This window comes from Arthrobacter sp. ZGTC412 (assembly GCF_002929215.1).
In the GTDB taxonomy this organism is placed as follows: domain Bacteria; phylum Actinomycetota; class Actinomycetes; order Actinomycetales; family Micrococcaceae; genus Arthrobacter.
The window spans coordinates 199,189-211,291 of sequence record NZ_PJII01000005.1 but is presented as its reverse complement, the minus strand read 5'-3'; the positions used below and the strand labels follow the sequence as shown (position 1 = coordinate 211,291).

At 61.7% G+C, this 12,103-nt stretch carries 12 protein-coding genes; 6 read left to right on the top strand and 6 right to left on the bottom strand.

What is annotated here, in order from left to right; translation table 11 throughout:
- Window positions 1-7 precede the first annotated feature (7 nt).
- From gyrB to dnaA, 6 genes are all read right to left on the bottom strand, one after another.
- On the bottom strand, window positions 8-2,098 hold the full coding sequence (gyrB, locus tag CXQ88_RS09230; protein ID WP_104043854.1) for a DNA topoisomerase (ATP-hydrolyzing) subunit B: 2,091 nt from the start codon (window positions 2,096-2,098) through the stop codon (window positions 8-10).
- Between the two features lie 381 nt (window positions 2,099-2,479).
- Window positions 2,480-3,067 (bottom strand): DUF721 domain-containing protein, encoded by a 588-nt coding sequence (locus CXQ88_RS09225; RefSeq protein ID WP_258061785.1) that lies wholly within the window; start codon window positions 3,065-3,067, stop codon window positions 2,480-2,482.
- Window positions 3,060-4,262, bottom strand: a complete 1,203-nt coding sequence (recF, locus tag CXQ88_RS09220; RefSeq protein WP_104043853.1) for a DNA replication/repair protein RecF — start codon at window positions 4,260-4,262, stop codon at window positions 3,060-3,062. The genes CXQ88_RS09225 and recF overlap by 8 nt, the downstream gene beginning before the upstream one ends.
- A 45-nt stretch (window positions 4,263-4,307) precedes the next feature.
- Window positions 4,308-5,192: a phosphogluconate dehydrogenase (NAD(+)-dependent, decarboxylating) gene (gnd, locus tag CXQ88_RS09215; RefSeq protein WP_104043852.1), complete on the bottom strand. Its 885-nt coding sequence runs from the start codon at window positions 5,190-5,192 to the stop codon at window positions 4,308-4,310.
- 126 nt (window positions 5,193-5,318) lie between these two features.
- Window positions 5,319-6,443 carry a DNA polymerase III subunit beta gene (gene dnaN / locus CXQ88_RS09210; RefSeq protein ID WP_104043851.1) on the bottom strand — a complete coding sequence of 375 codons (1,125 nt, stop codon included), beginning with the start codon at window positions 6,441-6,443 and terminating at the stop codon, window positions 5,319-5,321.
- Window positions 6,444-6,966: 523 nt separating this feature from the next.
- A complete protein-coding gene (gene dnaA, locus CXQ88_RS09205) occupies window positions 6,967-8,388 on the bottom strand; it encodes a chromosomal replication initiator protein DnaA (RefSeq protein ID WP_104043850.1) in 1,422 nt (473 codons plus the stop codon).
- 468 nt (window positions 8,389-8,856) lie between these two features.
- Between dnaA and rpmH the strand changes: the two genes are divergently transcribed.
- From rpmH to rsmG, 6 genes are read left to right on the top strand one after another with little or no spacing between them, the layout of a single operon-like run.
- A complete protein-coding gene (gene rpmH / locus CXQ88_RS09200; protein ID WP_003800212.1) occupies window positions 8,857-8,994 on the top strand; it encodes a 50S ribosomal protein L34 in 138 nt (45 codons plus the stop codon).
- Between the two features lie 39 nt (window positions 8,995-9,033).
- Window positions 9,034-9,444, top strand: coding sequence for a ribonuclease P protein component (gene rnpA, locus CXQ88_RS09195; RefSeq protein WP_104043849.1), 411 nt, complete (start codon window positions 9,034-9,036; stop codon window positions 9,442-9,444).
- Window positions 9,437-9,832 carry a membrane protein insertion efficiency factor YidD gene (gene yidD / locus CXQ88_RS09190; RefSeq protein WP_258061784.1) on the top strand — a complete coding sequence of 132 codons (396 nt, stop codon included), beginning with the start codon at window positions 9,437-9,439 and terminating at the stop codon, window positions 9,830-9,832. The genes rnpA and yidD overlap by 8 nt, the downstream gene beginning before the upstream one ends.
- 15 nt (window positions 9,833-9,847) lie before the next feature.
- Window positions 9,848-10,822, top strand: a complete 975-nt coding sequence (gene yidC, locus CXQ88_RS09185) for a membrane protein insertase YidC (RefSeq protein ID WP_104043847.1) — start codon at window positions 9,848-9,850, stop codon at window positions 10,820-10,822.
- Complete coding sequence (locus tag CXQ88_RS09180; protein WP_104043846.1) at window positions 10,822-11,388, top strand: Jag family protein; 567 nt, start codon at window positions 10,822-10,824, stop codon at window positions 11,386-11,388. Before yidC ends, CXQ88_RS09180 begins: the two co-directional genes overlap by 1 nt.
- A 21-nt stretch (window positions 11,389-11,409) precedes the next feature.
- The gene (gene rsmG, locus CXQ88_RS09175) at window positions 11,410-12,060 is read left to right on the top strand and encodes a 16S rRNA (guanine(527)-N(7))-methyltransferase RsmG (protein WP_104043845.1); all 651 of its coding nucleotides are present in this window, start codon (window positions 11,410-11,412) and stop codon (window positions 12,058-12,060) included.
- Window positions 12,061-12,103 lie beyond the last annotated feature (43 nt).

Below are 12,103 nucleotides of genomic sequence, written 5' to 3'. Positions count from 1 at the left end.
GGTGCGCTTAGATATCCAGGAACCTGACGTCCTTGGCGTTCTGCTGAATGAAGTTGCGGCGTGATTCCACGTCCTCGCCCATCAGGACGGAGAAGATCTGGTCCGCGGCGAGGGCGTCGTCCATGGTCACCTGAAGCAGGGTGCGGTGGTCCGGATCCATGGTGGTGTCCCACAGTTCTGTGTAGTCCATTTCACCGAGACCCTTGTAGCGCTGGATGCCGTTGTCCTTGGGGATGCGGCGCCCGGCTGCCTGGCCGGCAACCAGTTTCGCGTCGCGCTCCCTGTCGCTGTAGACGTAGTCGTGGGCGGCGTTGGACCACTTGATGCGGTACAACGGCGGCTGTGCGAGGTAGACGTAGCCGTTCTCGATCAGCGGACGCATGTAGCGGAACAGCAGGGTCATCAGGAGGGTGGTGATGTGCTGGCCGTCCACATCGGCGTCTGCCATCAGCACGATCTTGTGGTACCGCAGCTTCGCGAGGTCGAAGTCCTCGCCGATGCCGGTACCGAACGCCGTGATCATGGACTGTACCTCTGCGTTGCCCAATGCCTTGTCCAGGCGGGCGCGCTCCACGTTCAGGATCTTGCCGCGCAGCGGAAGGATGGCCTGGGTCTCGGGGTTTCGGCCGCGCTTGGCGGATCCACCTGCCGAGTCACCCTCCACGATGTAGACCTCGCACCTCTCCGGGTCCTTGGAAGAGCAGTCGGACAGCTTGCCCGGCATGCCGAAGGATTCCAGCGGGCTCTTGCGGCGGGCGTTGTCGCGTGCCTTGCGGGCGGCCATACGTGCCTGCGCAGCCGAAATTGCCTTGCGGATCACGTCCCTGGCTGGGCCGGGGTTCCGTTCCAGCCAGTCACCGAGGCCGTCGGTGACAACACGCTGAACGAAGCCCTTGACCTCAGAGTTGCCCAGCTTGGTTTTGGTCTGGCCTTCGAACTGGGGTTCAGCGAGCTTGACGGAAATGACGGCGGTGAGGCCCTCACGGATGTCGTCACCGGTGAGGTTGTCGTCCTTTTCCTTGATGATTCCCTTTTCGCGCGCGTAGCGGTTGATGAGGGACGTCATGGCAGCACGGAAACCCTCTTCGTGGGTACCGCCCTCATGGGTGTTGATGGTGTTGGCGTAGGTGTGGACGCTTTCTGAGTAGGCGTTGGTCCACTGCATGGCCATTTCCAGGGCTATCTTGCGGTCTTTGTCTTCGGTTTCGAAGGCGATAACGTCCTCGTGGACAACTTCCACCTTCTTGCCGGAGTTCAAGTGCTTGACGTAGTCCAGCAGGCCTTCGTTGTATTGGTAAACCACCGTGCGGTGCTCAGCGCTGACCTCGCCCTCGGTGACTACACCGTCAAGATCCAGGTCGGCGTCCGCTTCGCTGTCGCTGGCCGAGGTGCGTTCGTCCGTCAGGGTGATGCGCAGTCCCTTGTTGAGGAATGCCATCTGCTGGAAGCGGGCGCGCAGCGTCTCGAAATCGAACTCGGTGATTTCGAAGATCCCGGCGTCCGGGTAGAAGGTCTGGGTGGTTCCGGTGTGGTCGGTTTCCTCACCCTTGACCAGGCTGCCCTGGGGCTTGCCACCGTCGGCAAAGGACATCCGCCAGACGTGGCCCTGGCGGCGGACTTCGGTGTCCACCCTGCTGGAGAGCGCGTTGACAACGGAGATACCCACGCCGTGCAGCCCACCGGATACGGCATAGCCGCCGCCGCCGAACTTGCCACCGGCGTGCAGGATGGTCATAACAACTTCGACGGTGGGTTTGTGCTCGGTGGGGTGCATGTCCACGGGAATACCGCGGCCGTCGTCCACAACCTTCACGCCGCCGTCGGCCTGGAGCACCACCTCAATGTGTGTGCAGTAGCCGGCCAGGGCCTCATCCACGGAGTTGTCCACCACTTCGTACACCAAGTGGTGGAGCCCGCGGGGTCCGGTGGAGCCGATATACATGCCCGGGCGCTTGCGAACCGCTTCCAAGCCTTCAAGGACAGTGATGTCGCTGGCGCCGTACTCACGCGGGGTGGCAGCTTCCGCAGGGGTGTCAGGCGTGCGGGCATCCTCGACTGCGGGTTCAACTGCCAGAATATCCGTATTGTCGTTAGCCACAGGCGCTGTCGACTCCTCTGTTCTCGATGATGGCCGGCCGAATCTTTCCCTGGGTTCACCAGGAAAGTCATCTGCCGGCAGGCACAAACTTATAGCGCCGGTTACTAGCTGATGGCGGAACCCGATGTCCGCGTGCTGGAAGCCTGCGGAAAACGGACTCAGTCAACGTTTCACCCGCGCCCAGTTATCTACTCGATTCTACCGCGAAACGCGCAGTATCCCCGCATTCCAGGGGCGTGGATGGCGGCCGATGTGCCCACTGCAGGCCATAGATCCCACCTTGGGCGCTCCAACAGTCCGGCCTCCGGGTGCCTATACACCCTCCGGCCCTTGCAGGGCGCTACACGCCAATCAGGGGATTTTCAAGAGTTCGACGGCGGGCTATCCGTAGGTGTCGCGGGGTCCCCGGCCGTTGACGGACCGCCCACCCTTGCGCCAGCTCGGAGCGGAGGGTCCAAGGACCTGGATGCTGGTGACAACTCCATCACCCAGTTCCACCCGGAATTTCTCCAGCAGGCTCAGGCTGAGGAGCCGCAATTGTGTGGCCCAGGCCGTCGAATCGCACCTGACGTGCAGCGTGGTGTCGGTGAAGCTTTCCGGCGTGCAGTGGGCTGAGATTTCCGGTCCAACCAGGGTGGCCCACTCCGCCATGACGGAACCGACCGCAACCGGTGACGTCCAGCCGCGTTCAGCCACCAGTCGTCCCACTACTTTGCCGAGGCCCAAGGGATCGCGGCCGGTGGCATGGAATTGGCTGAAGCCGCGGGTGTCCCGGATTCCCCGTTTGGCCTTTTGGGTCCCGGGGCGCGTTGCAGCCCGGCGGATCTCGCCACGCGCTGCAGCGGCCTCCCGCATTCTGTTCAAGGCAGCCTGGGGCGCATCGATGTTGTCCGGGACGCGGCCGTCAGAGCCGCCGGGTTGTTTGCCGCCAGGTTGCTGGCCGCCGGATTCTTGCCCGTCCCTATTCATCGATACCTCCCGCGATGACCTTCACCCGCCGGCCGGACAGCTCTTCCGGGATATCGGCGTCGACGGCGGCGGTCACCAGGACCTGTTCCGCACCTGAGACTATTGCCGCCAGTTTACGCCGGCGCTGGACGTCCAGCTCGGCAAAAACGTCATCCAGGATAAGGATGGGGGCGGACCCTCCGGTGCGGGCATCGTCGAGCATCACGTAGTAGGAAGCGAGCCGCAGCGAAAGGCACATGGACCACGTTTCGCCATGCGAGGCATAGCCCTTCGCGGGTGCCTGGCCCAGGACCAGCTCCAGTTCATCGCGGTGCGGGCCCACCAGGGAGATGCCCCGTTCCAGTTCTTTCCGGCGTGCGTCGGCGAAGGCGCGAACGTACCGTTCCGTCAACTGCTCAACGGTCAGCTGGCGCAGGTCCTCCGCTTCCGCCAAAGCAGTCCCGGCTCCGGTGCCGCCATCACGCAGCAAGGTGGCGCCGTCGTCGTCCATCTGGTCCTGAAGCGTGGAGCGGTAAACGGCGTCAGCGGGCTTTGACGCGTCAGTCAGCTCAGCGTAGGCCCGGGCCAGGTGCGGGCGGAGGCGCTCCACCAGTTCAAGCCGCGCGTACAGCAGCTCGGCACCGGCCTTGGCCATGTGCTGGTCCCACACATCCAGTGTTGCCTCATGCGCGGAGGTGAACTTGCCGGCGCGGGCGGACTTCAGCAAGGCGTTGCGTTGTTTCAGCACCCTGTCGTAGTCGCTGCGCGTGGCCGCGTGGTGCGGAATGAGGCTGGCAAGCAGCTCATCGAGGAAACGGCGCCGGTTTGAGGGATCACCCTTGACCAGTGCCAGGTCTTCCGGGGCAAAGAGCACTGTCTGGCAGATGCCCAGCAGATCGCGGGCGCGCACAGGGTTACTACGGTTGATGCGCCCGCGGTTGGCGCGGCCGGCGTTGATTTCCAGTTCCAGGACTGTAATTTGCTCGCCGCGGACCAGCCTTGCCCGGACGAGCGCGCGGTCGGTGCCGAAGCGCAAAAGCGGCGCGTCCGAACTGACGCGGTGGGAGCTCAAGGTGGCCAGGTAGCCGATGGCCTCCATCAGGTTTGTCTTGCCGATGCCGTTGTACCCTACCAGGACGGTGACGCCCGGGCCCAGGGCAAGGTCAACCTGGGCATAACTGCGGAAGTCAGTCAGGGAAAGGTGTTCTAGGTACACGCGGGGTTCGGCAATTCTGGGAACCTTGAAGGTTCCCGGTGGTGGCTACTTGGCAGGACGGGTTGCGTGTCCGCCGAACTGGTGGCGCAGTGCGGACACCATCTTCATGGCCGGCGAGCTGTCCTCGCGGGACTCGAAGCGGGCGAAGAGCGCGGCCGTGATGGCCGGCGCGGGTATTGCGTTGGCAATGGCTTCTTCCACAGTCCACCTGCCCTCGCCCGAGTCCTCAACGTAGTCGTCGATGTTCTGCAGTCCCGGATCCTCGTCGAGTGCCTTGACCAGGAGGTCGAGCAGCCACGAACGGACCACCGTGCCCTTTTGCCAGGCGCGGAAAGTGCCAGGCAAATCGTTGATAATGTCCTTGGAAGCGAGCAGTTGGTAGCCCTCGGCGTACGCCTGCATGAGGCCGTACTCGATGCCGTTGTGCACCATCTTGGCGTAGTGGCCTGCGCCGACACCGCCCACGTGGACGAAGCTGTCTTCGCGTTCCCCCTCCGGACGCAGGGCGTCGAACACCGGAAGTGCCCGTTCGATGTCGGCTGCATCGCCGCCGGCCATCAGCCCGTATCCGTTCTGCAGCCCCCACACGCCGCCGGAAACACCGCAGTCCGCGAAGCGGACGCCCTTGGTGGCGAGGAGTTCCCCGTGCTTCTGGTCTTCGGTGAAACGGGAGTTGCCGCCGTCGATCACAAGGTCGCCCTCGTCAAGCTTTTCACTGAGTTCCCGGATGACGGCGTCCGTGATGTCCCCGGCGGGAACCATCACCCAGATCAGCCGTGGACTTGGAACTGCGGCAAGGAGCTCATCGATGGAGTCGGCGTCGGTGACGTCCGGGTTGCGGTCATACCCGGTGACGTCCACACCGCCCTTGCGCAGGCGTTCGCGCATGTTGAAGCCCATTTTGCCGAGGCCGATCAGTCCAATGTGCATAGTGCGGGTTCTCTTTCTGCATTGGGTGTCGGTTGTCGTTTTGGGGCCCAGAACGACAACAGCTGTCTGGGCCCACGCCGCCAGGGTTCCCTGGCCGAGCTTGCGAGGCGAGGGTGGCGGTGGGGACTAGTTGGGGAGGCGGACCGGCATCACGAGGTAACGGTAGTCATCCTGGTCCTCGCCATCGGCATCTGCCTGGGCGGTGATCATGGCGGGTTTTGGTGCCGTGGTGAATGAGAACCGGACGAACTTGGTTTCAATCACGCTCAGGCCTTCCACCAGGTAGTGGGGGTTGAAGGCAACCGTGATGTCGTCACCGGAAAGCTGGGCTTCCAGTTCCTCAGAGGCCTGGGCGTCTTCACCGGTGCCGGCGTCAAGGTTCAACAGGCCCTGAGTGAAGGCAAGGCGGACGGGGGTGTTGCGTTCAGCCACCAGGGACACGCGGCGTACCGCTTCCACAAGTTCCTGGGTCTGCACGGTTGCGTGGATTGGTGTTGAATCCGGGAAGAGCGAGCGGATCTTCGGGTAGTCGCCGTCCACCAGCAATGAGGTAGTGGTGCGGCCGCCGCTTTCGAACCCGATCAGGCGGCTGTCGTCATCTGCAAGGGCGAGATGGATATCGCCGCTGTTACCCAGGGTCTTGGCCACTTCATTCAGGGTTTTTGCCTTGACCAGGGCACTGGTGGAGATTCCGGGAGTTACCGGTTTCCACGGCACCTCACGCATGGCGAGGCGGTAGCGGTCCGTGGCGAGGAGCGTGATGAGGTCGTCCTCGATCTCCATCCGAACGCCAGTGAGGATGGGGAGGGTGTCGTCCTTGCTGGCAGCGATGATCACTTGGGAGACGGCCTGGGCAAAGGCGTCACCCGGAACCGTTCCGCTGACGGTCGGAAGTGCCGGAAGCGGCGGGTATTCAGCTTCGGGCATGGTGGCCAGGTGGAAGCTGCTTCGGCGGCAGGTCAGGGTCACCTTGTTGCCATCGGTCTCGACGTCGACCGGGGCCGAGGGGAGGCTGCGGCAGATATCTGCCAGGAGGCGGCCGGAAACCAGGATGGTGCCTTCGTCCCGGATATCAGCGGCGATTTCGAGGCGGGCGGAGGTCTCGTAATCAAAGCTCGAGAGGCTGACCGTGCCTGCTTCAGCCTTCAAAAGAAGACCGGAAAGGACGGGGACGGGCGGCCGCGGAGACAACGAGCGGGCTGTCCAGGTGACGGCTTCTGCCAGGACATCCCGATCGACTCTGAACTTCACGGAAGGGTGCCGCCTTTCATTGCTGCTGCGATTTTGCTCGGGAACTTCCCGCAGGAAGTCTCAAAAGGAGTTGTCCCGACACCTGAACCTGCATGGTCTGTACTGCCTGGACCACGCAGAAACCCAAGGATGGGAGCGCTGCTGACAGCTTAGCCGGAAGATCAGCGATTAACCCATCCCCCGTCCTGCAGTGCCAGGTCCCTTTGGGCCATGGGCCCCTCGGTGCGGGGCGGGAGATCGAAGTTGTTATTTGAGGGACTTCAAATTTTTGGGATTAGTAGTGTTAATAACTGCTGTGGAAACTGTGGATAACCTCGTCCGTCCGCAGGATCCGGCGGTTAAGCCCTGTTCATGGGGTGTGGGTGGAGCAGGTTTTAAACAGGGTGTGGATGGGGACAACATTTTTTGCGATTTTTCGAATCCACAGGCGCCTTAAGGGTTTTAAGCCCATTAACCGCGGTTGTCCCCTTAACTATCCACAGGCTTATCCACATGCACCTGTTAATAAGGTATAGATGCTCCCCTAGGAGTCGCGCTGCTGCTGCTTGATTCGGTTGGTCAGCTCTGTCACCTGGTTGTAGATCACACGGCGCTCTGCCATCAGTTCGCGGATCTTGCGGTCCGCGTGGATCACCGTGGTGTGGTCACGGCCGCCGAGTTCCTGCCCGATCTTGGGAAGGGACATGTCTGTCAGCTCCCGGCACAGGTACATGGCGATCTGGCGGGCGGTGACCAGGGTCCTGGTGCGCGACTTGCTGCAGAGCTCTTCCATGCTGAGCTTGAAGTAGTCCGCAGTCTGCGTGAGGATCTGGCTCGAAGTGATTTCCTGGGCGCCGTCGTCGGTGATGAGGTCCTTGAGGACCATCTCGGCGAGGGCGACATCCACTGGCTGCCGGTTGAGGCTGGCGAAGGCGGTCACCCGGATGAGGGCACCTTCGAGTTCGCGGATGTTGCTGGAGATCTTGGACGCGATGTACTCCAGGGCATCATCGGGGGCGGAGAGAGAATCGCTAAGCGCCTTCTTGCGCAGAATGGCGATGCGCGTTTCGAGTTCCGGCGGCTGGATGTCCGTCAGCAGGCCCCACTCGAACCGGGATTTCATGCGGTCTTCGAAACCGGCGAGCAGCTTGGGTGGCTGGTCCGAGGTGATGACCACCTGCTTGTTGTTGTTGTGCAGCGAATTGAAGGTATGGAAGAACTCTTCCAGCGTCCGGTCCTTGCCGGCCAGAAACTGGATGTCGTCGATCAGCAGGACGTCCACGTTGCGGTAGGTGGTTTTGAAGCTGGCACCTTCATCGTCGCGGATGGAGTTGATGAAGTCGTTGGTGAATTCTTCCGAATTGACGTACCGGACGCGGATCCCGCTGTACAGGCGCCGGGCGTAATGACCGATGGCATGCAGCAGGTGCGTCTTTCCCAACCCGGAGTCGCCGTAGATGAACAGCGGGTTGTAGGCCTTGGCCGGTGCTTCTGCCACGGCGACGGCGGCGGCATGGGCGAAGCGGTTGGAGGAGCCAATCACGAAAGTGTCGAACACGTACTTGGGATTCAACCGGCCGAACTCGTGGGAGGTGCTGGGCAGCATGGGCTGCGGCTTCTGCTCGATGAGCTGGTCTGGCGAGAAGGAAGGCTCGACGACGGGTTCCGGCTCTACGTGGACAGGCACCAGATCGGTGTCAACATCGATGGCACAGCGGATGTCTTCTGAGAACACGTTGTGCAGCGCATCGTCCAGAGCGTCCTTGACCTGGGTTTGCAGCACTTCGCGGGTGAGTTCGTTGGGGACGGCAACCAGCAGGGTGGAGCCGATCAGTCCCTGGGCCTGGGCCAGGATGACAAAGCCACGCTGCCGCGGCGTCACGCGGTGGTCCTGCTCCAGCAGGGTGATCACACGCCGCCAGGAACTTCCGACAGTATTGGCGTGGTTGGCTTCGTCTACTGTCATCAATCGGTTCCCTCAAAACTTGCTTTGCCTGCATTGCCTGCAGCCGCGAGTCTTGAACCAGGATGGGTTCAGCTTCATCCACAGGGTTATGCACAGCACGTGGATAATCGGCTACTGGGCAACTCTAGGGGATGAAAAGCCTAGAAGATAGCTGGCAAGTAGCTTGTGGATAATTACACCGTTGTCGTTCTGAAAAGGGCCCTGTGAGCCACTTCATCCACAGGTCGGAAGCGGCGGTTGGCCACAGCTGTGGATAGCACCTGCGCCCTGCTCCGGTTTGACTCAGGGGCTTAAATTGCCCTAACGTTGTGAAGTCCTTTGTGTCCGCTTTTTGGCCCCATCTGAATCTCTCAAACGCAGTGCGTTTGGGCAGCCGGGGGAAGCGTGCATATACAAAACTTAGCGTCGGCCAGTTCTTCCCCTTTACTGATCGGGTGGGCGCACCTTTGATCCACTGGAGTAACTAACGTGAGCAAGCGGACTTTTCAGCCGAATAACCGCCGTCGAGCCAAGAAGCACGGCTTCCGCCTTCGTATGCGTACCCGTGCCGGCCGCGCCATCCTGGCAGCCCGTCGTGGCAAGGGCCGTACCGAGCTGTCGGCCTAAATACTGACTCGTCGGTAGACATTTCTTTGCGAGTTTAAGGTGCTGGCCACCCGTAACCGTTTGAGGACTGCATCCGATTTTTCAACAACTGTACGTTCCGGTGTCCGCAATGGACGCCGGAACGTAGTGTTATATGCGGCAGCCATTGCTGCTGACGAACCCAGCCGGATCGGGTTTATCGTTTCCAAAGGTGTCGGGAACGCTGTGGTCAGGAACCTCGTTAAGAGGAGACTGAGAGAAGCGGGTGCTGCCTCGCTGCGCGAGTACGGTACTGGCTTTGCCATAGTGGTCCGGGCGCTTCCTGCGTCCGCGTCCGCGAGCTGGGATCAGCTGTTGTCGGATTACAACGCCGCACTGGCAGCGACTATGACCCGGCTGGCAAGCCGCCCTGCCCGGGCTGTTGGCAATGGTTCGGCCGGTACAACACAGGAGGGGACACTGCGTGCGTAACGCCACCGCCGTCGTCGTCACCTATCTCCGTCCTGCTGCTGCCGCTGCCGGAAGGTTTCTCTGGAACCTGCCCCGCAACATCCTTATTCTTCTGTTGACCGCATACCGCAAGGTGATTTCTCCCTTGTACGGCCAGGTCTGCCGATTCTTTCCTTCATGCTCGGCCTATGCCCTTGAAGCGATTACCGTCCATGGTGCCGTCAAGGGAAGCTGGCTTGCCGTCCGCCGCCTTGGCCGGTGCCATCCATGGAATGCCGGTGGTGTGGACCATGTCCCCGCCGGCCACCGGGAATGGCCTGTCAGCCAGACCCCCACAATTGTTGTGCTGAACAACCCGGACAAGTACCTGGCTGCTCGGACTGATGGAGAAGGCCGCACGGCGGCCTGACGAATAGGGATAAGTATGGACTTCTTTGAAACAATCATGTTTCCGTTCAAGTGGCTGGTGTCCATCATCATGGTGGGCTTCCACGAGGGCCTGAGCACCATTGGCATGCCCGAAGCCTCGGGCTGGACCTGGACTTTGTCCATCATCGGCCTGGTGTTGGTGATCCGTGCCGCCCTTATCCCGGTGTTCGTGAAGCAGATCAAGGCGCAGCGCGGCATGCAGCTGCTGCAGCCGGACCTGAAGAAGCTACAGGACAAGTACAAGGGCAAGACTGACCAGCTGTCCCGCCAGGCGATGGCCCAGGAACAGATGGCCATGTACAAAAAGCATGGGACCAACCCGTTCTCCGCCTGCTTGCCCATGCTGATCCAGATGCCGTTCTTCTTTGCGCTGTTCACGGTGTTGTCCGGGATTTCGACGGCGAGCCGCGAGGGCGAGGGCATCGGCGCCATGAGCCACGAGCAGGTTGTGCAGTTCGATGACTCCACCATCTTCGGTGCCACACTGTCCGCCTCCCTGCTTCATGGCGGCGACGGAAACCAGGTGGCTGTTTGGATCCTCTCCATCCTGATGATCCTTGCCATGACTGCCTCGCAGTTCATCACGCAGAAGCAGATCATGGCCAAGAATATGTCTGAGGAAGCCATGGCCAGCCCCTTCATGCGCCAGCAGAAGATGATGCTTTACATCCTGCCCATCGTCTTCGGTGTTGGCGGCATCAACTTCCCCATTGGTGTTCTGATCTACTGGACGACCACCAACCTCTGGACCATGGGCCAGCAGTTCTTTGTCATCCGCCGCATGCCGACGCCGGGATCCCCCGCCGCCAAGGCCCTCGCCGAGCGCCGTGCCGCCAAGGGCCTTCCGGCCCTCTCGATCCTGAGTGGCAAGAAGGACGAGGACGCCGACGCAGCTGCTGCCGCCGCTGCCGTGGCGCAGGCCAAGAGCCAGCGCATCCAGCCACAACGCAAGAACAGGAAGAAGAAGTAATGTCAGCCGAGAGTACCGAACACGCCCTTTCCGACGAGATCATCGACGATCAGGACGAGTCCGTGGCCGAGGACGCGTCCACCCCCAAGGTTCCCTCCGCCAGCCGGCTTGAGGAAGAGGGGGACGTTGCGGCGGATTACCTCGAGGAACTGCTGGACATCGCGGACATCGACGGTGACATCGACATCGAGGTCCGCAACGGCCGCACGTACATCTCGATCGTTACCGAGGAAGAGTCCGACACCCTGGACAGCCTGGTGGGCGAGGACGGCGAAGTCCTTGAAGCCCTGCAGGAACTGACCCGGCTCTCAGTCCTGTCCGCAACGGAAAACCGGTCCCGGCTGGTACTGGACATCAACGGCTACCGGCAGGAACGCACTGGCCACCTGCAGAAGATCGCCGAAGATGCAGCGGCCGCTGTGAAGAAGACCGGCGAGGCTGTGGCCCTCGAACCTATGAGTGCCTACGAGCGCAAGATTGTCCACGACGCTGTCGCTGATCTCGGCTTGGTGAGCGAGTCCGAGGGCGAAGGCGCCGGACGCCACATCGTTGTATCCGCGGACTAGAGAATTGCTGATTCGCTAATCATGGTTGATATCACGGCAGCTGAGCTTCTGGCGGCTGAAAAGATTTTTGGCGACCGCCTGGACCTTGCTAAGCGGTACGTGGAACACCTCGCCACCTCCGGAACTGAGCGTGGGCTTATCGGACCCCGGGAGATCCCCCGTTTGTGGGGGCGGCACGTCCTCAACTGTGCCGTCATTGAAAGCGAGATCGCGCAGGGAAGCCATGTTGCCGACGTCGGCAGTGGTGCCGGGCTGCCAGGCCTTTGCCTGGCGATCGCGCGCCAGGACCTGGAACTCACTTTGATCGAACCGCTGGAGCGCAGGGTGATCTGGCTGCAGGAAGTGGTCGATGATCTGGGTCTGGACAACGTGACGGTCATGAGGACACGCGCCGAACTTGCCGTTGGCCATGTGGAGGCCGACGTTGTGACGGCGCGGGCCGTATCTGCCCTTAGTAACCTCGCTGGCCTCACCATTCCCCTGCTCGGTGGGCATGGTGAAGTCGTTGCTATCAAGGGCCGCAGTGCGGCCGAGGAAATCGAGAAGGCAGCGAAGGTCATCCGCAAACTGGGGGGCGTTCAGACATCTGTCGTTACGGTGGGCGACAACCTGCTGGAAGAGCCCACCACCGTAGTGCGCATCGTTGTAAACAAGTCCCAAAAGAAGGCCTAGGGTAGGCCCGGCGGCAACAGTCTGCCGGGGTAAGCAGTTAGGC

Excerpts from the sequence above, each read along its gene's own strand:
- CXQ88_RS09225 (WP_258061785.1), bottom strand. The coding sequence starts at position 3,067 with ATGAATAGGGACGGGCAAGAATCCGGCGGCCAGCAACCTGGCGGCAAA.
- gnd (WP_104043852.1), bottom strand. The coding sequence starts at position 5,192 with ATGCACATTGGACTGATCGGCCTCGGCAAAATGGGCTTCAACATGCGC.
- dnaA (WP_104043850.1), bottom strand. The coding sequence starts at position 8,388 with ATGACAGTAGACGAAGCCAACCACGCCAATACTGTCGGAAGTTCCTGG.
- yidC (WP_104043847.1), top strand. The coding sequence starts at position 9,848 with ATGGACTTCTTTGAAACAATCATGTTTCCGTTCAAGTGGCTGGTGTCC.
- CXQ88_RS09180 (WP_104043846.1), top strand. The coding sequence starts at position 10,822 with ATGTCAGCCGAGAGTACCGAACACGCCCTTTCCGACGAGATCATCGAC.
- rsmG (WP_104043845.1), top strand. The coding sequence starts at position 11,410 with ATGGTTGATATCACGGCAGCTGAGCTTCTGGCGGCTGAAAAGATTTTT.